Genomic DNA, 22,304 nt, shown 5'->3' on the forward strand with positions numbered 1-22,304 from the left:
GTAAGATATAAAACAACACTTCCCACTCTCTTTTGGTGAATAGCGCTGACGGTGGAGTAAATACAAGTGATGTCGGGACTTTTATCTTATTTAAATGAGTTAATATTATGTTTTGTACTGGTCTGGCATGAAAAATAACCCCTTGGGATATACCGTTTTCATCTATTAATGGATATTTATCGCAAAAATAAGGCGTAAAGTAGGAAAGTCCATCAAGTAAATGTATTTCAATCGATGTAATACGATCCTGTGACAATTCAACCTGACGATCTTGTGCTTGAAATTCAGCCTGAAAATCTGATATTGATGTAGGAAGCTCGCCATCTAAACGTCCTTCAAAATTATAATCATTAGATAAATCTAATAATTTACGATGCCTAGGATTTGCATAAATAAACCTTGATTGATTATCTTTAACCCCCCAGGGTTCTGAACTTTTCTCCCAAAAACGTATTAATACTTCCAGTGAGTTAAGTAGTGTTTTTTCCATTATCGTTTTCCTCTTAATTGTTATCTCTCTCTATCCTGCAAGTGGGAAGGAACCCGAGTATTCAAAGAAGCTTTGCGGGACATAATTATTTATCTTTTTCTCATAACAATATTCTATAACCTGTTTTTTACTGGTTACGCCGGCTTTTCTATAAATGCTTTGGGTTATATTACAGACTGACCTGGGTGATAAATGGAGTTTGTTAGCAATCTCATTGCTTGAGAAGGCATGTAAAATATAAAATAACACCTCCCACTCTCTTTTTGAGAATGACTCTGATGGTGGGGTAAAGATAAGTGATGTCGGGACTTTTATTTTATTTAAGTGGGTCAATATCATATCTTCCACTGGTCTGGCGTGAAAAATAAGACCTTGTGAAATTCCACTCTCATCTATTAATGGATATTTATCGCAAAAGTAAGGCTGAAAGTAGGATTGTCGTTCAAATGCATGTATTTCAATCGTTGTCGCGCGTTCTCGCGATAATATTGCCTGACGGTCATGCTCCTGAAATTCAGCCTGAAATTCTGCTGTGGGAGCAGGAAGCTCACCATCCAACCGCCCTTCCACACTAAATTTATCCGGTAAGCCTAATAACTTACCAAACCTGTCGTTTGCATAAATGAATACTGATTTATTATCCTTTACCCCCCAAGCCTCTGAACTATTTTCCCAAAATTGGATTAACATTTTAAGTGAATTTAATAGTGTGTTCTCCATTATGGATTTCCTCCTAAGTTTAATTTTTCCTTACTCTTCTAATAATTAGACGACCTCGATAATCGATGAATCGGCTGGGCCATATCTCTTGAGGAGAAACACCTATAGCGTCTGCAATAATCACTTCACCCTTTGGCCACGGGCGTGTCAGTGCATTAGATAATGTACTTGGAGATAGCCCATTCTCTCGTGATAATGCTGAAAGAGAACCTTTTTCTTTCCGAATAGCCGCTAAAATATCTTGTTTATGCCAATCTTTATTCATTTTTTATTTACTCCGATAATTTATAATACTAAAGAAATATAGTCACCTTATTATATTCATGTCGCATCGATAGGAATATAGCTTACTCACCGCGAGTAATTTAATAACACCCAGCGTTTGCTAATTAATGGGGCTTTATAAGTTACAGGAATTATTGAGTTATTAAATAACGACTAGCACCTCTCGTCCAGTGCATTAGTTACTCTATTTACTAAAAAGGATTATTGAAATATAAGCATATCGGTATTTAACAGTAAACATGCTATAGATATTTCAGTGATAAAGTCTTTATTACAGAAATATTTAAGAAAGAGGATTTATAAATAGGTACTATTTTAACTACAAATATTATTACAGGTGCTTTAGAAAATATTTATATAGAAACATTTCCCAAAGACTCTGTGTTTTTTATTTATTCTAATACGACACAACCGCTCATCTGTTATCAGTTGAACGGGCGGCGGAAAAATGAGAATTAGTTAACCCCATCATCCCCGGATGCAACGGGTAGAACCATATAAGTCCCTGAAAATACAGCACCAACGTGTTCATCACCGAATAACTTCACATCTAACTGCACTCTGGCGCGGCGACCACAGGCCAATCTATCCAGATCGCCACTCAAGGAGCTAAGTTCAGCTACAGCTCTGGGCCGGCCGGTCACTGGGGCACTGTAACGGATATGGGCATCAGCGAGAATAATGGTGCCACCTAAATGACGTTCACGCAGTAACAACCAAATCAACCCCCAGCCCGTCAGGGTAGCTAAGGAGAAAAGGCTGCCCGCGAATAAGGTATGGTGAGGGTTCTGATTACCCGCCTCCGGCATGGTGGTGACAAAACGCTGGCCGGTATATTGACTGATGCGCACCCCCATTTTTTCACTAAGCGGAATATGGTCGTACCAGGCTTGCTGCAACTGACCGCACCAATCAGGGCGATGTAGAATGTCATCCATGGTTACAACTGGTTTTATCATTAAGAAGTGGCGCACTGGCGTCGTTTGTGGGGCGGTTATCTCCCCCTGACTAACAAAACCCAGCTTGGCAAAGAAATCGACTGCATCTTCACGGGCGCTACACACCACCCGCTTCACCCCTTCCTGACGCGCTACCGACTCCAAGGTCATTGCCACCAGCGTCCCCAGACCTTTAGCACGTACAGATGGATCTACGGCCAGAAAGCGAATAGCGGCCTCATTATCAGCATTGATATACAAACGACCAATGGCGACAGGGTTGCCCTGCTCATCTACAACCATTTGATGATGTGCCATTGCGTCATAGGCATCTTTCTCTGAACCAACGGGTTGGTGCAACGGCTTGCGTAACATTTCCCAACGGAATTGATAATAATCTTTGAGTTCTTGTTCTGTTGTGGGCACACGCAAGTGATACATAGGAGTATTCTCTTTTTAAAGTTATCAATAAAATCTATGCCATAACCCTCAGACCCTGCCATAAGCCCAGGCGATATGCTGCCTCTAGACTTGCAACCAGAAAGTCACCGGACCGTCGTTTACCAGGCTGACTTTCATATCTGTTGCAAATAATCCCGTTTCAGTTTTTACACCAAGCTCACGACATTGGGCAACAAAATACTGATAAAGCCGGTCGGCTTCTGCGGGAACTGCACCACGGGAAAAACTCGGTCTCATGCCTTTTTGCGTATCGGCAACCAACGTAAATTGAGAAACCACCAGCACACTGCCCCCAGCCTGCTGGACATTAAGGTTCATTTTGTCGTTCTCATCGCCAAAAATTCGATATCCCAGAACCTTTTCACATAAACGCCGTGCTTTTTGCTCGGTATCCTCTTGCTCAACACCGAGTAATATTAATAATCCGGGGCCAATCTCACCCACGATATGCCCATCGACCACGACATTGGCGCTGAGCACCCGTTGAATTAACGCAATCATAATGCCTTACATCTCCTTACTCTGGCTTTCCTCAATACTCACCTTATCGCGCTGAGCACGATATTCCCCTAGGGTTACGGTGATTTCCGCCCCCAGCAACACAATGCACCAGCTCCAGTAAACCCAGAGGAATAAAATGGGGATAACGGCCAGTACCCCATAAATCAACTGATAAGATGGAAACAGCGTGATATACATCGTGAATCCTTTCTTACCCAATTCGAAAAGCAATGCAGCAACCAGTGCGCCAATCAATGCATCTCGGGCTGGCACCCGCTCGGTCGGCACCACGCTGTACAATAACCAAAAAGAAACCCAGGAGATCAATAACGGAAACAACCGTAATGTTTCATCGATTATGCTGTCCACTCGGGCATTTGCCAGCCATTGTAGTGACAGCAGATATGAGCTGATGACCATACTGGCCCCCACCAGAATTGGCCCTAGCGTGAGTACCATCCAATAAACGGCAAATGAAAACACCAATGAGCGCTGAGTTTTGCTACGCCAAATAATGTTGAGCACACTGTCCACTGAGTAGATCAGCAGTAATGCGGTAACAATCAAGCCACAGGTGCCCACCACCGTCATGCGATTAGAGTTCGCGACAAACTGCTCAAGATAATTTTGGATAATATCGCCGGTAGCAGGCATAAAATTGGCAAATATAAAGGCTTTCAATTTTATGCTGATATCGGCAAACATCGGAAAAGCGGCGAATAGCGCAAAAATTACCGTGATCAATGGCACCAGAGAAAGCAAAGATACATAGGCCAAATGCCCGGATAGCATCGTTAACCCATCTTTATCAATGCGGGTATAGAGCATTCGCCCGAAAGTGACACAGGGCTTAAACGGTGTAGCAAAGCGAAAACGCAGAAAACTTGCCATGTTCGTCTCTCAGTTACAATTTTTTGGGCTAGCATTATCTCTAAGGCTAACCCATTAATGATTAGAGAAAGAACTTATCAGGAAAAATAAGCAGGGATAACCTTTCGGTCAGTGACATGAATGGCGGTAATGCCCTCGATTCTGGCCGCAACGATATTCGCTTCAACATCATCAAAGAACACGGCCTGTTCTGCCGGAATATTCTCCGCACTCAGTACATGTTGATAAATTCTGGCTTCTGGCTTGCGCATCGCCAAATCCTGAGACAGATACAGATGATCAGCCGCTGCCGCCACCTCAGGGTAATGCTGTGGCCAATAATTACAATGCAACCGGTTAGTATTAGATAGCACCACTACCCGATGCCCTTCTTCACGCAACTTATGCATAATAGCGATCACTTCTGGGCGCAAAGCAACAAACACCGCCTGCCATCCCTCGGCAAACTGCTCAAAACTCAAGGATAGCCCCATCTCATCGCTGAGTTGGCGGGCAAAATCCTCATCGCTAATTTCACCACGCTCATGCTGTTGGAACACCTCCCCCATAGTAAAACGCTCGCTCAAAGTAGCCAGCGGAACACTGCTCAATTTGCTCCAAACACCTAATACGCGTTTGAAATCGATATCAACAATCACATTCCCTAGATCAAAGATATACAGCATGGCGTTCTCCCAATTAGATGGTGAGTTTCACTGTAACGGGAAAATATAAGGCTGAACAGGGAGAAGCGGAAAAAGGAGGGGCCAGTCAGGAAAAATAATATTTTTACCGGAGGTCATTATAACAAACAGATTTCAAGTTGCAGGAAGGCGGCAAAAGAGAGAGACCCGATGAGCTTACTCGAGTAAGTGATTCGGGTGAACGAAAGCAGCCAACACCTCTGCGGCTTGAAAGATGAGAACTCAGGGCGCTTTTCGCGCCCTAAGTATCAGCAGTACCAAGAAGAATTAACCTTCTCTTGGACCACGTCCTGCACGCTTACGATCGTTTTCCGTTAGATGACGCTTACGGATGCGGATTGATTGCGGGGTAACTTCTACCAATTCATCGTCATCGATGAATTCCAGTGCCTGTTCCAGAGTTTTCTTCAGGAAAGGAACCAGAGTGGTTGCTTCGTCAGTACCAGATGCACGCATGTTGGTCAGTTGCTTACCGGTCAGGCAGTTTACAGTCAGGTCGTTAGAACGTGAGTGAATACCGATGATCTGGCCTTCATACACTTCGGTACCGTGACCGATGAACAGCTTGCCGCGGTCTTGCAGTTTGAACAATGCGAACGCAACAGCTTTACCCTGACCGTTAGAAATCAGCACGCCATTTTGACGCTGACCGATCTCACCCGGACGCACATCATCATAGTGACTGAATGTGGAGTACAGCAGGCCAGTACCAGAAGTCATGGTCATGAATTCAGTACGGAAGCCAATCAGGCCACGGCTTGGGATCATATAATCCAGACGAATACGACCTTTGCCGTCCGGAACCATGTCCTTCACGTCACCTTTACGTTCACCCATGGCTTGCATTACTGAGCCCTGGTGCTGTTCTTCGATATCCAGAGTTACGCTTTCAAAGGGTTCTTGATTGCGACCGTCGATAACACGGTTGATAACTTTAGGACGAGATACAGCCAGTTCGAAACCTTCGCGACGCATATTTTCGATCAGAACCGACAGGTGAAGCTCACCACGGCCTGATACACGGAATGCATCAGCATCTTCAGTTTCTTCAACACGCAGTGCTACGTTATGGATCAGCTCTTTGTTCAGACGGTCAAGAATCTGACGTGAAGTCACGTACTTGCCTTCTTTACCACAGAACGGAGAGGTGTTAACGCAGAAATACATGGTAACGGTTGGTTCATCAACAGACAGCGGCGGTAATGCTTCAACAGCAGTCACGTCACAGATAGTGTCAGAGATGTTCAACTCGCCCAGACCGGTGATAGCAATGATATCGCCTGCTTCAGCCAGTGAGGTTTCGATACGTTCCAGACCCATATGGCCCAGCACTTTACCGACTTTACCGTTGCGGGTCTTGCCTTCGCTATCGATAATAGTCACTTGCTGGTTAGGCTTAACAACACCACGTTTGATACGGCCAATACCGATAACACCTACGTAGTTGTTGTAGTCCAACTGGGAGATTTGCATCTGCAATGGACCGGTGCTGTCTACGTCTGGCGCGGGTACATGGTCGATGATTGCTTGATACAGCGGGGTCATGTCTGCCGCCATCTCATTGTGGTCTTCACCGGCAATACCCAACAATGCAGATGCATAAATAATTGGGAAGTCCAGTTGTTCGTCGGTTGCATCCAGGTTAACGAACAGGTCAAACACCTGATCCACAACCCAGTCAGGACGCGCGCCAGGACGGTCAACTTTGTTAATAACCACGATTGGTTTCAGACCATGAGCAAAAGCTTTTTTGGTCACGAAACGGGTCTGCGGCATTGGGCCATCCATTGCGTCGACGACCAGCAGCACAGAGTCAACCATAGACATTACACGCTCAACCTCACCACCGAAATCGGCGTGACCTGGGGTATCCACGATGTTGATGCGGTAGTCTTTCCAGTTAATGGCGGTATTTTTCGCGAGGATGGTTATCCCACGCTCTTTCTCCAAATCGTTGGAGTCCATTACACGTTCAGTTGCTTCAGCACGTCCATCGAACGTACCAGATTGTTGTAGCAACTTATCAACCAGGGTGGTTTTCCCATGGTCAACGTGCGCAATAATGGCGATGTTACGCAGATTCTCGATCACAGCTTTTTTGCCTCAGGCATTTTTAGAAATAGCGCGCTATTGTACACGTAATAAGCGAGGGACTAAACAAGATCACAAACTTCTCTTATAAACAACCTGACGGCGGTTAGTTTGTGATCCCTTTCACGGTGCAAAAATAGCCTTTCGGCCCATTATTGCACCAATACAGTGCCCAACGGCGCAAATGAAGCACCAAAATAGTGCAATATAACTATCCTGGTGCATACTGATTATCAGCAGACCCCTATGATATGGCATAAACGGGGCGTTTGGAAAGTTGGCATAGATTTCGCAATGTATTTTAGCATGAATAGGCAGCACGAATAACAGTACGAAATAAAAAGTGACAAGTTTGCTGTTTTGACCAATAGCAGAACACCATAAACCTAGCAATACACGGTAATCGTTCCACGACGACGACTATGACAAATCCGGGAGATATAAGTATGTCCGCTGAACATGTTTTGACGATGCTGAATGAGCACGAAGTGAAATTCGTTGATTTGCGTTTCACCGATACTAAAGGTAAAGAACAGCACATCACTATTCCAGCTCATCAGGTCAACGCTGACTTCTTCGAAGAAGGCAAAATGTTTGATGGCTCCTCGATTGGTGGCTGGAAAGGCATTAATGAATCCGACATGGTACTGATGCCAGACGCCAGCACCGCTGTTATGGATCCGTTCTTCGAAGATTCCACACTGATTATCCGTTGTGACATTCTTGAGCCAGGCACCATGCAAGGTTATGACCGCGATCCGCGTTCTATCTCCAAGCGTGCTGAAGACTTCCTGAAATCTTCAGGTATCGCTGATACCGTGTTGTTTGGGCCAGAACCAGAATTCTTCCTGTTTGATGATGTTCGTTTTGGTAGCAGCATCCGTGGCTCCCATGTCTCTATCGATGATATCGAAGGCGCATGGAACTCCAGCACCAAATACGAAGGCGGTAACAAAGGCCACCGTCCAGCAGTGAAAGGCGGTTACTTCCCCGTTCCTCCGGTCGATTCTTCACAGGACATGCGTTCTGCCATGTGCCTGACAATGGAAGAAATGGGTCTGGTAGTCGAAGCGCATCACCATGAAGTGGCCACCGCAGGTCAGAACGAAGTGGCTACCCGCTTCAACACCATGACCAAGAAAGCCGATGAAATTCAGATCTACAAATACGTCGTGCATAACGTGGCACACGCATTCGGTAAAACGGCGACCTTTATGCCAAAACCGATGTTTGGTGATAACGGTTCAGGCATGCATTGCCATATGTCTTTGTCCAAGAATGGCACTAACCTGTTCGCCGGTGACAAATATGCGGGTCTGTCTGAAATGGCGCTGTTCTACATCGGCGGCATCATCAAACATGCTAAAGCAATCAACGCCTTGGCTAACCCGACCACCAACTCCTACAAACGTTTGGTCCCAGGCTACGAAGCACCCGTCATGCTGGCATACTCTGCCCGTAACCGTTCAGCATCTATCCGTATCCCAGTGGTTGCCAACCCGAAAGCGCGCCGTATTGAAGCGCGCTTCCCGGATCCAGCAGCTAACCCATACTTGTGCTTCGCAGCCCTGCTGATGGCGGGCCTTGATGGCGTTATCAATAAAATTCACCCCGGTGATGCGATGGACAAAAACCTGTATGACTTGCCACCGGAAGAAGAAGCAGAGATTCCAAAAGTTGCAGGTTCACTGGACGAAGCACTGGCTGCTCTGAGCGAAGACCGCGAGTTTCTGACCCGTGGCGGCGTGTTCACTGACGACGCTATCGATGCTTACATCGACCTGCGTAAAGACGAAATGGACCGCGTACGTATGACTCCGCACCCAGTTGAGTTCGAACTGTATTACAGCGTTTAAGTTTTAGTTTACCCAATAGATTTCAAGGTGTAGGAAGGCGGCAAGCGAGAGAATCCCGATGAGCTTACTTATTTTTTAAGGTCAATACCAGTAAGTGATTCGGGTGAGTGAGAGCAGCCAACACACCTACAACGTGAAAGATGGAGGGTATTAATGCACCCAACGTGTGCAGGAGTCTGCGTAATGGCAACAGGCACGCTGCCCGATGCTGGGCAGATCCTTAATTTTCTCATTAATAGTATTCTGCTATTAGATGATGATTTGGCTATCCATTATGCCAATCCCGCGGCCCAGCAACTTCTGGCACAAAGCTCCCGTAAACTTTTTGGTACACCTCTGCCAGATTTATTAGGCTATTTTTCCCTCAATATCGACTTAATGCGGGAAAGCCTGAACACGGGGCAAGGTTTTACCGATAATGAAGTGACATTAGTGGTTGATGGCCGAGCACATATTTTATCGCTGACCGCACAATCACTGCCTGACGGTTTTATCTTGCTGGAAATGGCTCCGATGGATAATCAGCGGCGGTTAAGCCAAGAGCAATTGCAACATGCGCAGCAAGTGGCGGCGCGTGATTTGGTTCGCGGGCTGGCTCACGAGATTAAGAACCCGCTCGGTGGCTTACGCGGGGCGGCACAATTACTGTCGAAAGCACTACCCGATCCGGCATTGCTGGAATATACCAAAGTGATCATCGAGCAGGCAGATCGCTTGCGCAACCTGGTTGATCGTTTATTAGGCCCACAACGGCCCGGCCAACATGTTACACAAAGCATCCATCAGGTTGCTGAACGGGTTTGCCGGTTAGTCTCACTGGAAAAACAGGATAACGTGACGTTAATCCGTGACTATGACCCGAGCTTGCCTGAGCTGGCCCATGATCCAGACCAAATTGAACAAGTGCTGCTTAATATCACCCGCAATGCATTACAGGCTTTGGGTGAGGCAGGCGGCACCATTACGTTTCGCACCCGAACCGCATTTCAGGTCACTCTCCATGGTATGCGCTACCGTTTAGCGGCACGGATTGATATTGAAGATGATGGCCCCGGCGTGCCAACGCAGTTACAAGATACCGTGTTTTATCCGATGGTCAGTGGTCGCGAGGGAGGAACCGGCCTTGGCCTGTCTATCGCCCGTAATCTTATCGATCAACATTCGGGTAAAATTGAATTTAACAGTTGGCCGGGACACACCGAATTCTCGGTCTACCTGCCTATTCGCCAGTGAGGTTTCTATGCAACAAGGGATAGTCTGGATCGTCGATGACGATAGCTCCATCCGCTGGGTGCTTGAACGCGCGCTGACTGGAGCGGGCCTGAACTGTACAACATTCGATAGCGGTAATCAGGTGTTGGAGGCGCTGGCTACGCAAACGCCGGATGTGTTGTTATCTGATATCCGCATGCCCGGTATGGATGGATTAGCACTGCTGAAACAGATCAAGCAGCGCCATCCTATGCTCCCGGTCATCATAATGACCGCGCATTCAGATTTAGATGCTGCGGTCAGCGCCTATCAGCAAGGGGCGTTTGATTATCTGCCCAAGCCTTTTGATATCGATGAAGCAGTGGCTCTGGTTGAACGAGCAATTAGCCATTACCAAGAACAGCAACAACCGCCACGCAGCCAACCCGTCAGCGGCCCGACCGCCGATATCATCGGTGAAGCCCCAGCGATGCAGGATGTATTCCGCATTATTGGACGCTTGTCTCGTTCATCAATCAGTGTGCTGATTAACGGTGAGTCTGGTACCGGTAAAGAGTTGGTAGCACATGCGTTACACCGCCATAGCCCACGGGCTAAAGCCCCTTTTATCGCACTGAATATGGCGGCTATTCCAAAAGACTTAATTGAGTCCGAACTGTTCGGTCACGAAAAAGGGGCGTTTACCGGTGCCAATCAGGTGCGTCAGGGCCGCTTTGAACAAGCTGACGGCGGCACACTATTCTTAGATGAAATCGGTGATATGCCATTGGATGTGCAAACCCGCCTGCTACGCGTTCTGGCGGATGGGCAATTTTATCGGGTTGGGGGTTACGCGCCGGTCAAAGTGGATGTGCGCATCATTGCTGCAACCCACCAAAATCTGGAACTGCGCGTTCAGGAAGGTAAATTCCGTGAGGACTTATTCCATCGTCTGAATGTGATTCGGGTACATTTGCCCCCGTTGCGTGAACGCCGTGAAGATATTCCGCGTCTGGCGCGTTACTTTTTGCAAGTGGCCGCCAAAGAGTTGGGGGTGGAAGCCAAGATCCTGCATCCTGAAACTGAAGTCGCACTAACACGCCTCCCCTGGCAGGGTAACGTGCGCCAACTGGAAAATACCTGTCGCTGGCTGACGGTGATGGCTGCCGGGCAGGAAGTACTGGTGCAGGATTTACCTTCCGAGCTATTTGAAGCCAGCACCCCTGATGTTTCTGGTCAACTCACACCAGACAGTTGGGCAACACTGCTGGCGCAATGGGCTGATCGCGCATTACGTTCCGGCCATCAGGACTTGTTATCTGAAGCCCAACCAGAGATGGAGCGCACACTGTTAACCACTGCATTACGCCATACCCAGGGCCATAAACAAGAGGCGGCACGGCTGCTGGGTTGGGGTCGCAATACCTTAACGCGGAAGTTGAAAGAACTGGGAATGGAGTAAATTTTATACTCTCAATAATTCGAGTTGCAGGACGGCGGCAATTGAATGATAAATCGGTGAAAACCGATTTGAACAGCATTGATGCTAGCCCGTAAGGTGAGGCTCATTAATCCCGATGAGTTGACGCCAGTCAATGATTCGGGTGACCAATCTGCCGGGAGCAGATTTAAACGCTGCTTGCAGCGGCCTCGCAGAGGCGAGGCCCATGGACGGGCCGAGTAGTGAAAGCAGCCAACACACATGCAGCTTGAAGTATGACGAGTCTATTTGAAAGTCACCCCATCACTGAGGGTGACATCATCAGATCACACGTGAGAATTGCTGCCTACGTGCCTGTTTACGCAAATAAATATCAAAACACATACAGATATTACGGATCAGTAAGCGCCCGCATGGCGTAACACGAATACCTTTATCATCCCGCTCCACCAGCCCGTCTTGCTCGAAAGGTACCAGTAGCTCAAAATCTTCGGCAAAATAATCTGCGAAACGAATACCATAATGTTGTTCAATTGGCTGATAACTGATTTGGAAATGACATATCAGCGTTTTAATCACATCACGGCGTAGGCAATCATCTTCGGTCATGGTTAGACCGCGCCACAGCGCATTGCCACGTTGTTCCACGCAAGCAGTGTAAGTCTTTAAATCTTTTTCATTCTGGGCGTAGCTGTCACCCAACATGCTGATAGCAGAAACACCTAAACCGAGTAAATCGCTCTCACCCTGCGTGGTATAGCCCTGGAAATTACGGTGTAATGTCCCTTCCCGCTGCGCAATCGCTAGCTCATCATCTGGCCGGGCAAAGTGGTCCATCCCAATAAACTGATAGCCGGATTCGGTTAAGAAACTAATGGTGTGTTGCAAAATATCCAGCCGCTGTTCGGCACTGGGTAAATCTTCATCTTTAATTTTACGCTGTGCGGCAAACAAGCTCGGTAAATGAGCGTAATTGAATACGCTCAGGCGATCAGGGTTCAGCTCAGCAACCCGTTTGAGGGTAAAAGCAAAGCTCTCTGGTGTCTGTTTTGGCAAACCATAAATCAAATCAATGTTGGTCGAACTAAAACCGAGGGCTTTCGCGCGGGCAATAAGGGCGAAGATAACGTCTTCATCCTGCTCACGATTAACCAAACGCTGAACCTCTTTATTGAAATCCTGCACTCCCATGCTCAGGCGGTTAAACCCTTCGGCACGTAAGTGGTCAAGAACATCCAGTTCGATTTCACGCGGGTCCACTTCAATTGACTGCTCAGCTCCGGGCAGAAAATTAACGTTTTCACGCAGCAAATTCATCAGGTGGGTAATTTGTGTTTTATTCAGATAGGTGGGCGTACCACCGCCCCAGTGCATCTGGCTGACCTGACGCCCGGCAAATAATGCCGCACGCTGGCGGATTTCTTTTTCCAATACCACCAAATATTCATCAGCTTTATGTTGCTGGCGCGTTACCAGTTTATTACAACCGCAGAAGTAACAAAGCTTATGGCAAAATGGGATATGCACATACAGCGACAAGGGGCGCTGCGGGTAGCGATTCACCGCCTGCTGAAAAGCAGATTCATTATAATCTTCGCTGAACTCAAGAGCCGTGGGGTACGAGGTGTAGCGCGGCCCTGAATAATTATATTTCTGAATTAGGGATAGATCCCAAACTATAGCGTGCTCAGACATGTTCATTCCTTCCGATATTTTCGCTTACCGGGCCGGTTAGAGGGCAGATGTTTTCGTTGTCTGGCCGCAGTAGCGCCGCGCAACCGCTTTCTGCGTTGCGACAGTCGCCATAGTTTACCCAATAACCACAATAGATAACATGTCAGTAGTAGGGTTATTATTGGGATCACCCACTGCATGGTTTAAAATATTTCTTTTGGATTACCACGCTTGAGCAATTGCAGAATATCTTCCTGCTTTTCTTCTTTCTCTTCGTCGTCGTCATCGCCCAGTTCAATACCCAGTTGTTCCATCAGGGCATCGATACGATCCAACGTCAAATCAACATAAGCCTGATCCTCTTTGCCCAATACTTCGTCGTTATCCAAACGATCCAGTAAAGCATCCAGACGCTCATCGTTCTCCAGCTTGGCAAGCTCTTCTTCCGGTGTCAGACGAGGCTTGGCTTCAATTTTTGCTACCGGCTTAGTGGTTGGCTTAGCTTTTACCTTGCTCTCAATCACCAAAGCCACAGGCACTTTGCTGCCAATGCGTGGATCTTTCTCTTGAGTCGGGGTCTGACCTTTCTTATTACTGCCTTCTACGTTGGTTCTCGCACCAGAGCGATTACCACTGTGTCTCTTCTGACGCTTACGTTCGCGGGCTTCAATATCAAGCTCTACACGGGTCTTTTTATGACGCTTTGGGGTTGCGGTGCCTTTCGGGGCCGCAATATTTGCGCGTGGTGCTTTATTTGGCTGCTTCATAACCTGTGCTCTTAAATGGGTAAATGAGTATGGGATCGGATTTAGTATAGGATTGGGCCGGAATCTAGCAGAAAGAAGAGAAAGAAAAAAGGTGGCAGATTAACCTGTCGTCTTTTTTCGCACCTTCTGATACCCGCAAGGTGAGTATGGTTACCCGCCACAAGAGCAATACCTTCGCATACAAGACTGAGCAATATATCGAACAGTGCGCCTTGTTGGTCAACACCTTACCTATGGAGGTACTGTTTATATGCAGTATCTCCGTGCATCTGAATGCATAAATGTTAACAAAAAAGATAAACCCCCTTTTTTGGGCCTGATGCAGTTATAATCGCTCCATGTAAGCTATCTCTCACGGAGACGACAAATTTTGACTATCAGAAACTATAACTATCACATGACCCACTTCGTCATCAGTGCTCCGGATATCCGCCATCTGCCACGTGATGAAGGTATTGAGGTGGCATTTGCTGGCCGTTCGAATGCCGGTAAATCGAGTGCTCTCAATACATTAACTAACCAGAAAGGCCTGGCCAGAACCAGTAAAACACCGGGCCGTACTCAGCTAATTAACCTATTTGAAGTGATTGATGGCGTACGTCTGGTCGATTTGCCGGGATACGGCTATGCCGAAGTCCCAGAAGAGATGAAACTGAAGTGGCAGCGCGCACTGGGGGAATACTTACAGAAGCGTAACTGCCTGAAAGGATTAGTTGTATTGATGGATATTCGCCATCCGCTGAAAGATTTGGATCAGCAAATGATTACCTGGGCAGTTACCGTCGGTACACCGATTCTTTTATTACTGACCAAAGCGGATAAGTTAGCCTCTGGTGCCCGTAAGGCCCAACTGAACATGGTGCGGGAAGCTATCATTCCATTTATGGGTGATATTCAGGTTGAAGCTTTCTCATCTTTGAAAAAGATTGGTGTCGATAAATTGCGGGAAAAACTGGATACCTGGTTTAGCGAGATCCCACCTGAAGTGATGGCTGACGAGTATGACGACGAAGGCGAGTAATTACCCCTCTTTCGGCTATAGACCGCCAGCAAAAGCCCAATAAAAAACGCCCCAGTCAACAAGTGACTGGGGCGGCTAATATATAGCCAAATCCGATTACGTGAAGTAAAAGGTTTGAAAGATAGAACATCTTACCTCTGTACCCTACATCTGTAACTCTACATCATTTTTTCGCAGGGCAAAAGAATTTTTTGTTGTATAGTTACACTAATTGTCACGATTCAGCTCACATCTTTCCTGCGTAATGGCGAAGAAATGTAGCTTAATTACATGAAGTGCTTTATTTATCGTCACTTACCCATACAACTAGTGGGCCTGATCCCAGTTATCACCTACGCCGACATCCACCTTCAACGGCACAGCCAATTGCATACTCTGCTCCATCAACTCACGAATTTTCTGCTCAGCACTTTCCACCACACTTTCATGAACCTCAAATACTAATTCATCATGTACCTGCATGATCACCCGTACTAACGGTTCTGACTCTTGTTGTAACCAGGCATCCACTGCGATCATTGCTCGCTTAATAATATCAGCAGCGGTACCTTGCATTGGCGCATTGATCGCCTCGCGCTCAGCAGCTTTGCGACGATTAGCATTACGTGAGTGAATATCTGGCAAATAGAGGCGACGGCCATCTAAGGTGGTGACATAACCCTGATCCGCCGCTTGCTTGCGAGTACGCTCCATATATTCCAACACACCCGGATAACGCTCAAAGTAGAGATCCATATAGCGCTGGGCCTCTCCACGGGGAATGTTCAACTGCCGCGACAGACCAAATGCGCTCATACCATAGATCAGGCCAAAGTTAATGGCTTTAGCACTACGACGTTGTTCAGTTGTCACACTTTCCAGTGGCATACCAAAGACTTCTGCTGCGGTGGCGCGGTGGATATCCTTGCCTGCCGCAAATGCCGCTAGCAACCCTTTATCCTGCGACAAGTGCGCCATAATACGCAGCTCAATCTGTGAGTAATCGGCCGCCATAATGCGATAACCTTTTGGCGCAATAAAAGCCTGACGGATACGACGGCCTTCTTTATTCCGCACCGGAATATTTTGCAGATTAGGATCACGGGAAGACAGACGCCCGGTGGCAGTGACAGCTTGATGATAAGAGGTATGTACCCGGCCCGATACCGGGTTAATCATCAGCGGTAGTTTGTCGGTATAAGTACTTTTCAGCTTTGCCAAACCACGATACTCAAGAATAACTTTTGGTAAAGGGTAATCCAGCGCCAGTTCGGCCAGCACTTCTTCATTGGTTGAAGCTGCACCACCAGGGGTTTTCTTCAAAATAGGCAGTTTTTGCTTTTCATACAAAATTGCCTGTAACTGCTTAGGTGATGCCAGATTAAATGGCTCTTCCGCTAACTCATGAGCCTGTTTTTCCAACTCATCCAGACGGATAGTTAACTCTTTTGAATGTGCGGCCAATATATTCTGGTCGATCAATACACCTGTGCGCTCAATTCGGGATAAAATCGGCAACAGCGGCATTTCAATTTCCTGGAATACCCGCTTCAGCCCTTCGCTTTGCTCTAACTTCGGCCATAACACCAAATGTAATTGAAGAGTGACGTCTGCGTCTTCAGCGGCATACGGACCCGCTTGCTCCAATGCAATCTGATTGAAAGTCAGTTGGTTTTTACCCTTACCGGCAATCTCTTCAAAAGTGATGGTTTTATGGTTGAGGTAACGTTCCGCCAGGCTGTCCATATCATGACGGCCAGCAACGCTGTCTAAAACATAAGACTCTAGCATGGTATCAAAAGCGATACCGCGCAGCTCAATACCATAACGCGCCAGCATACTTTGATCGAACTTAAGGTTCTGCCCGACTTTAAAGGCTTTTTCATCTTCCAGCAGTGGTTTTAATGTGGCGAGAACCCAGTCCCTATCAAGCTGTACTGGTGCATCCAGATAATCATGCGCCAAGGGTAAATAAGCCGCCTCACCCGGTGCAACAGCGAAAGACATGCCAATCAAATGACTACTGAGTGTATCAAGACCATCGGTTTCAGTATCAAACGCGAAAACCTCAGCGTTTTTAAGGCGCTCAATCCAATCGATTAAGGATTTCTCATCCAAAATAGTTTGGTAATTCTCTTGTGATAACACCGCGGTGACTTCAACCACAGAAGCCGGTTCTGTTGCCACAAACGCTTTATTACTTGTTTGTGCCGTTGGCCGATCTTTTTTACCATCCAGCCACTTGCCTGCTTCGACATCCGCCAGCCAGCGCTTAAATTCATAACGGCTGAATAACTGATGTAATTGGTCATTATCCGGCGATGAAACCTTTAGCTCATCACAGGTCACATCCAATTCAACATCTGTTTTAATGGTGGCTAATTTATAGGAGAGATAGGCGACATCTTTATTTTGCTCCAACTTGGCTGACATAGTTTTAGCGCCACGGAATGTCAGTGTGGATATTTTATCTAAATTACTGAACAACGCATCTAGCCCACCCAAACCTTGCAATAAAGCCTGAGCCGTCTTTTCGCCAACACCCGGCACCCCTGGGATATTGTCGGAGGAATCTCCCATCAGTGCCAGAAAATCAATAATCAATTCAGGAGGAACGCCATATTTCTCGCACACTTCCTGTGGCCCCAAAATAGCGTTATTCATGGTATTAATTAGAGTGACGTTTGGCGTAACTAATTGCGCCATATCTTTATCACCAGTACTGATTAATACCGAATGGCCCGCTTTTTCGGCTTCTTGTGCCAAGGTACCAATAACATCATCAGCCTCAACCCCGGAAACAACCAGGAGAGGCAACCCCATCGCTTTAACCATTTGGTGAAGTGGCTCAATTTGAGCACGCAAATCATCAGGCATCGGTGGCCGATGGGATTTATATTCTGCAAAAAGCTCATCACGAAATGTTTTGCCTTTGGCATCGAAAACAACTGCGACATGGCTTGGACGATATTGCAGCAACAGACTGCGCAACATGTTCAACACGCCATACATTGCACCCGTTGGTTCGCCACTACCGTTGGTTAGCGGTGGGAAAGCATGGTAAGCACGATAGAGGTAAGAGGAACCGTCAACGAGGATCAATGGGTTTTCTGCAATCTGGGCCATAGAGTGTCTTCATCTTTATTCAGCAAGGTCTGACGCTAAGAATGCCATAGCTGGCGGCAAGAGACGAATCTTAGCGTCTATTGTTGTGCGAAAGAGAGCATTTTTACACAGAGATCCTAAAGATCTAACCTGTGGATAACTTTGTGTGTAAAAACATGTGCATTTTATATTCGTCAGATAACTTACAGAGTTTTAATATTTAAAATCATATTAATCATGATGTTACAGTTATTGTTTTTTTATTTTACTGTCATTATTTATTTATATAAATTGTGGATATTACTTATTAAGTTGCCAATACAAGGTAAGTAAATTTAGCTTATGAAAGATTTTCGCCCTCTTTTTTTTATTACTCACCACGGCCTCGCATTCTCTTTTTAGCATCACTAATATCCGCATATGCCCATCACTGAAATATATGAAACCGTTAAAACCAACACTAAGAAAAATAGATTATTAGTGCTCAGTTCCACTACAGCGACCTGAGATAATATGATGATTTGATAGCATAGATAGAAACAAAATTGAAATACTGAGGGCTGTGTAGTTATTAGATTGGTAGAGGAGCTAACAAAAAGCCAGCTCCTCTTTTTGTAAAATTACTTTTGGGTTAGCAGGAACTTAACAACATCCGCATACTGTTGAGCATAGATATCCATTGAGCTGGTATCCATGCCATCGTTCTTAATCATATATTTACCATTAACAAACATCGCGGGAACACCACGTAATTGTAAATCCTCAGCCGCTTTTTGCTGCTGAGCAACAAGTGATTTCACCACGAAGCTATTTAATGCTGCGTCATAGTCATCGCCACTCACACCGGCTTTGATAAAGACATTACGGATATCACCAGCAGTTTGTACAGTTTGTGTTTTCTGTACACCGTCAAACATCAGTGGAGTGATCTTTTCCTCAACACCCAATGCCATGGCAACAGCCCATGCCTGAGTTAATTGCTTACCCAATGGCCCAAGGAAATCAACATGGTAACGGGTCATTTTAGTCCCTTCTGGCAATGCTTTTTTTACTGCCTGAGGGATATGGTAAATTTCTTCAAACTGGTAGCAGTGCGGGCAATAGAAAGAGAAAAACTCTAAAACCTGAGGCTCACCCGTTACCGGTTTGTTTAACGTCTGATACTGGGTACCATCAGTAAATTGTGCGGCAGATGCACTGAATGCCATCACCATGCCAACGAGTGCTAACCATATATTCTTCATACTATAACAATCTCCATTATCTCAGCTTTGGTACATTAATTTAGTTTTAGTGCATTAATTTAGTTTTAGTACATAGGCATCAGTTGCAAAGGAGGAGCCTGCAACAGCTTCACCTGTTCTGTAAATAACGCAGTCTGCTGTAACCAAAAATCAGACTCCGCCATCCACGGAAAACTTTTAGGAAATGCCGGGTCCTGCCAACGTCGGGCTACCCATGCAAGGTAATAAACCATTCGCATCGCGCGTAAAGGTTCAATGAGTGCGAGTTCACGCTGATCAAAATCAGCAAACTCACCATAGGCTTCTAGCAGAATATCCAATTGGATCAATTGCTCACTGCGTTCACCGTGCAATAACATCCAAAGATCCTGAATAGCCGGACCATTTCTGGCATCATCCAGATCAACAAACATCGGCCCATCACGCCACAAAATATTCCCTGGGTGACAATCGCCATGTAGCCGTAATGGCCGCCAATCAGTGTGCCAGTATTGCTTAATAGTACTTATCAGTAGATCGATCGCCGCCAGAAATTTATCCCGCTGTTTTGCAGGCACCAATGCAGTACTGGCCAGTAACTGGCGCGGTTCTGTCAGATATTCTTCGATACCTATCGTTGAACGGGCGACAAAAAGACTATCACCACCAACCTGATGAATCCGGCCGAGAAAACGCCCGACCCACTCTAGCTGATCAAGATTATCGATCTCATACTGACGCCCCCCAACACTCGGGAACACCGCAAAGAAAAACCCACAGTGAGTGTGCAAGGTGTGGCCGTTTAGCTGCAATGGGGCAATCACCGGGATCTCCGACTCGGCCAAATCCAGCGAGAACTGATGTTCCTCAGTAATTTGCTCACGGCTCCAACGCTCAGGACGATAAAACTTCACCACGTACCGTTTACGATCTTCATCCATAAACTGATAAACGCGGTTCTCGTAGCTGTTAAGCGCGGTTAGCCCTGAATCCACCCGTAGTCCAACCCCTTCAAGGGCATCCATAATCAGGTCAGGAGACAACGTTTGAAAATTAAAAGCAGAGCTGTTCATAACAACATTCAGTCTATATAAGTGACAGCGATGCGCTGAGAATAAGAAATAGTATCACCAAAGCCCCAATCTACGCAGATAGGAGTTATGACTCATCTTTAATGATGCCACGGGCGCGTAATATGGCTGTTTTAAAGTCCTCTTCATAATCTTTTTTTAGACCAGGGATGGCTTCTGTTGATGCTGAGCCACGCATTTTCAGATGATAAATAAGAATATCGTCGGTTAGCTCTAAAAACTCACCTTTAAAACCTGCTTCAACTGACAGTTTTTGTAAGAACTGCACCAGGTTTAAATCAGGCTCTTGTTGCCAGGCTGGATGTAAAAGCTCAATCAGTTCATTAACGCGATGGCATTTCATTGCAAATTTATCCTATTCAAAAACATGCTGACAAAGTAACAGGGATATTCACACAGGGAAAGAGAGCCGATTGTCAATAAAAGTAAATCCTGACCCATCCTCCTATTTAAAGATACAATCCATCCGTCAGTTGAATACAGCGGAGTGATAAAAATGCAGCCAAATATAACAGGCGTTATTCTTGCAGGAGGTCGTTCATCCAGAATGGGCGGAAATGATAAAGGACTTATTCATCTTCATGGCAAGCCGCTGTTTCAACATGTGATTGACAGATTAAGACCCCAGGTTGACGAGATACTGATTAATGCTAACCGCAATCAAGCATACTATCAAAAAAGTGGGATCCCCATCATTAACGATGTTATTACCGGCTTTGTAGGCCCACTGGCGGGTATACATGCTGGATTGAGCTATTCAGCTACCGAATGGGTCGTATTTGCTCCCTGTGACGTTCCAACGCTTCCTACAAATTTAGTTTCTCATCTTTGGCAAGGAAAACGACAAGCTTTGGCTGCTTATGTTCAGGATAGTGAGCGGGCACATCCAACATTAGCCTTAATGCATATTAGTTTAAAACCACTACTGGCTGAATACCTGGCAAAAGGCGATCGCAAATTGATGATATTTATGGAAAATATCAATGCCCAAAGTGTAATGTTTAGTGGGCAAGCCAGCCAATTCAGTAACCTAAATACCCCCGCAGATTGCCAGTTATGGGAAAAAGATAACAGAGGCCCTTTATGAACCGAAAGATCCCCCCATTACTCGGTATAGCCGCACACAGTGGTACAGGAAAAACAACATTATTAAAAAGTCTGATCCCCTTACTGCAACAACGCCAAATCCAGGTTGGTTTAATCAAACATACTCATCACAATATGGAAATTGATACGCCCGGTAAAGACAGCTATGAATTGCGCAAAGCAGGGGCCCATCAAACGTTAGTTGCCAGTGATTGCCGTTGGGCATTAATGACGGAAACTCCGCAGCAACAGCCATTAGATCTTCACTACCTTGCTAGCCGGCTGGATGCTTCAACTATCGACTTAATCTTAGTTGAAGGTTTTAAGCATGAGCCTATCAGCAAAATAGCGCTCTATAGAGAATCCTTGGGCAAGCCGTTCTCAAACCTGATCGATGAATATGTTATCGCTTTAGCAAGTGATAAACCGATTGATGCTGATATCATACAATTGGATATTAATCAGCCAGAACAGATTGCAGCGTTTATTTGTAGTTGGTTAGGGGAACGGGTAAGAAATGAGGCTAAATGAAGAAGGCATCTAACGGCTACTCTTACTTATATTGAGTTTCTTTTTAACTTAACGCCAAAAGGCCACCCGTTAGGGTAGCCTTCTCGTTTATTCTTCTCCCAGCGCGCTATATTTCACGCCAAAAGACTGCTATTCATACCGCTTTCTATCTTTCACACATAGCAAAAACCCCACGCTTTTGGCATGGGGTCTCGGCTTTATTTGATGCCTGGCAGTGTCCTACTCTCGCATGGGGAGACCCCACACTACCATCGGCGCTACGGCGTTTCACTTCTGAG

At 46.1% G+C, this 22,304-nt stretch carries 20 protein-coding genes and 1 rRNA gene; 6 read left to right on the forward strand and 15 right to left on the reverse strand.

What is annotated here, in order from left to right; all coding sequences use genetic code 11:
• From AEP37_RS20115 to typA, 8 genes are all read right to left on the reverse strand, one after another.
• The coding region (locus AEP37_RS20115; RefSeq protein ID WP_049615031.1) for a PAS domain-containing protein at positions 1-490 on the reverse strand (490 nt) is incomplete at its 3' end.
• Between the two features lie 30 nt (positions 491-520).
• Positions 521-1,210 carry a helix-turn-helix transcriptional regulator gene (locus AEP37_RS20120; RefSeq protein ID WP_049615032.1) on the reverse strand — a complete coding sequence of 230 codons (690 nt, stop codon included), beginning with the start codon at positions 1,208-1,210 and terminating at the stop codon, positions 521-523.
• Positions 1,211-1,229: 19 nt separating this feature from the next.
• Entirely contained in the window at positions 1,230-1,475 is a 246-nt protein-coding gene (locus AEP37_RS25250; protein ID WP_072086373.1) for a helix-turn-helix domain-containing protein, read from the reverse strand.
• A gap of 475 nt (positions 1,476-1,950) precedes the next feature.
• Positions 1,951-2,874 carry a fatty acid biosynthesis protein FabY gene (gene fabY / locus AEP37_RS20125; protein ID WP_049615033.1) on the reverse strand — a complete coding sequence of 308 codons (924 nt, stop codon included), beginning with the start codon at positions 2,872-2,874 and terminating at the stop codon, positions 1,951-1,953.
• Between the two features lie 84 nt (positions 2,875-2,958).
• The gene (dtd, locus tag AEP37_RS20130) at positions 2,959-3,396 is read right to left on the reverse strand and encodes a D-aminoacyl-tRNA deacylase (protein WP_049615034.1); all 438 of its coding nucleotides are present in this window, start codon (positions 3,394-3,396) and stop codon (positions 2,959-2,961) included.
• 6 nt (positions 3,397-3,402) lie between these two features.
• Positions 3,403-4,287, reverse strand: coding sequence for a virulence factor BrkB family protein (locus tag AEP37_RS20135; RefSeq protein WP_049615035.1), 885 nt, complete (start codon positions 4,285-4,287; stop codon positions 3,403-3,405).
• Between the two features lie 77 nt (positions 4,288-4,364).
• Positions 4,365-4,952, reverse strand: a complete 588-nt coding sequence (gene yihX, locus AEP37_RS20140) for a glucose-1-phosphatase (protein WP_049615036.1) — start codon at positions 4,950-4,952, stop codon at positions 4,365-4,367.
• Between the two features lie 285 nt (positions 4,953-5,237).
• Positions 5,238-7,061 (reverse strand): ribosome-dependent GTPase TypA, encoded by a 1,824-nt coding sequence (gene typA, locus AEP37_RS20145; protein ID WP_049615037.1) that lies wholly within the window; start codon positions 7,059-7,061, stop codon positions 5,238-5,240.
• Positions 7,062-7,507: 446 nt separating this feature from the next.
• Here typA and glnA point away from each other — a divergent pair, with 446 nt between their 5' ends.
• From glnA to glnG, 3 genes are all read left to right on the forward strand, one after another.
• Positions 7,508-8,917, forward strand: a complete 1,410-nt coding sequence (glnA, locus tag AEP37_RS20150; protein ID WP_049615038.1) for a glutamate--ammonia ligase — start codon at positions 7,508-7,510, stop codon at positions 8,915-8,917.
• A 183-nt stretch (positions 8,918-9,100) separates the two neighbouring features.
• Positions 9,101-10,150 (forward strand): nitrogen regulation protein NR(II), encoded by a 1,050-nt coding sequence (gene glnL, locus AEP37_RS20155; protein WP_049615039.1) that lies wholly within the window; start codon positions 9,101-9,103, stop codon positions 10,148-10,150.
• Positions 10,151-10,157: 7 nt separating this feature from the next.
• Positions 10,158-11,570 carry a nitrogen regulation protein NR(I) gene (gene glnG / locus AEP37_RS20160; RefSeq protein ID WP_049615040.1) on the forward strand — a complete coding sequence of 471 codons (1,413 nt, stop codon included), beginning with the start codon at positions 10,158-10,160 and terminating at the stop codon, positions 11,568-11,570.
• A gap of 300 nt (positions 11,571-11,870) precedes the next feature.
• Here the strand turns inward: glnG and hemN are convergent, their stop codons facing one another.
• A complete protein-coding gene (gene hemN, locus AEP37_RS20165; RefSeq protein ID WP_049615041.1) occupies positions 11,871-13,244 on the reverse strand; it encodes an oxygen-independent coproporphyrinogen III oxidase in 1,374 nt (457 codons plus the stop codon).
• 182 nt (positions 13,245-13,426) lie between these two features.
• Positions 13,427-13,990, reverse strand: coding sequence for a Der GTPase-activating protein YihI (yihI, locus tag AEP37_RS20170; RefSeq protein WP_049615042.1), 564 nt, complete (start codon positions 13,988-13,990; stop codon positions 13,427-13,429).
• 370 nt (positions 13,991-14,360) lie between these two features.
• Here yihI and yihA point away from each other — a divergent pair, with 370 nt between their 5' ends.
• Complete coding sequence (gene yihA, locus AEP37_RS20175; protein ID WP_049615043.1) at positions 14,361-15,011, forward strand: ribosome biogenesis GTP-binding protein YihA/YsxC; 651 nt, start codon at positions 14,361-14,363, stop codon at positions 15,009-15,011.
• Positions 15,012-15,317: 306 nt separating this feature from the next.
• Here the strand turns inward: yihA and polA are convergent, their stop codons facing one another.
• The 4 genes from polA to AEP37_RS20195 form a co-directional block, all read right to left on the reverse strand.
• Positions 15,318-18,116, reverse strand: a complete 2,799-nt coding sequence (gene polA, locus AEP37_RS20180) for a DNA polymerase I (protein ID WP_049615044.1) — start codon at positions 18,114-18,116, stop codon at positions 15,318-15,320.
• Positions 18,117-18,715: 599 nt separating this feature from the next.
• Positions 18,716-19,339, reverse strand: a complete 624-nt coding sequence (gene dsbA / locus AEP37_RS20185; protein ID WP_049615045.1) for a thiol:disulfide interchange protein DsbA — start codon at positions 19,337-19,339, stop codon at positions 18,716-18,718.
• A 65-nt stretch (positions 19,340-19,404) separates the two neighbouring features.
• Positions 19,405-20,391, reverse strand: coding sequence for a serine/threonine protein kinase (locus tag AEP37_RS20190; RefSeq protein WP_049615046.1), 987 nt, complete (start codon positions 20,389-20,391; stop codon positions 19,405-19,407).
• An 85-nt stretch (positions 20,392-20,476) separates the two neighbouring features.
• Positions 20,477-20,752 (reverse strand): YihD family protein, encoded by a 276-nt coding sequence (locus AEP37_RS20195; RefSeq protein WP_049615047.1) that lies wholly within the window; start codon positions 20,750-20,752, stop codon positions 20,477-20,479.
• A gap of 153 nt (positions 20,753-20,905) precedes the next feature.
• Here AEP37_RS20195 and mobA point away from each other — a divergent pair, with 153 nt between their 5' ends.
• Both mobA and mobB read left to right on the forward strand, forming a co-directional pair.
• Positions 20,906-21,496 (forward strand): molybdenum cofactor guanylyltransferase MobA, encoded by a 591-nt coding sequence (gene mobA, locus AEP37_RS20200; protein ID WP_049615048.1) that lies wholly within the window; start codon positions 20,906-20,908, stop codon positions 21,494-21,496.
• The gene (gene mobB, locus AEP37_RS20205; RefSeq protein ID WP_049615049.1) at positions 21,493-22,026 is read left to right on the forward strand and encodes a molybdopterin-guanine dinucleotide biosynthesis protein MobB; all 534 of its coding nucleotides are present in this window, start codon (positions 21,493-21,495) and stop codon (positions 22,024-22,026) included. Before mobA ends, mobB begins: the two co-directional genes overlap by 4 nt.
• Before the next feature lie 206 nt (positions 22,027-22,232).
• Here the strand turns inward: mobB and rrf are convergent.
• A 5S ribosomal RNA gene (gene rrf, locus AEP37_RS28070) occupies positions 22,233-22,304 on the reverse strand; the annotation flags it as partial.

This window comes from Yersinia pekkanenii (assembly GCF_001152565.1).
GTDB lineage: Bacteria > Pseudomonadota > Gammaproteobacteria > Enterobacterales > Enterobacteriaceae > Yersinia > Yersinia pekkanenii.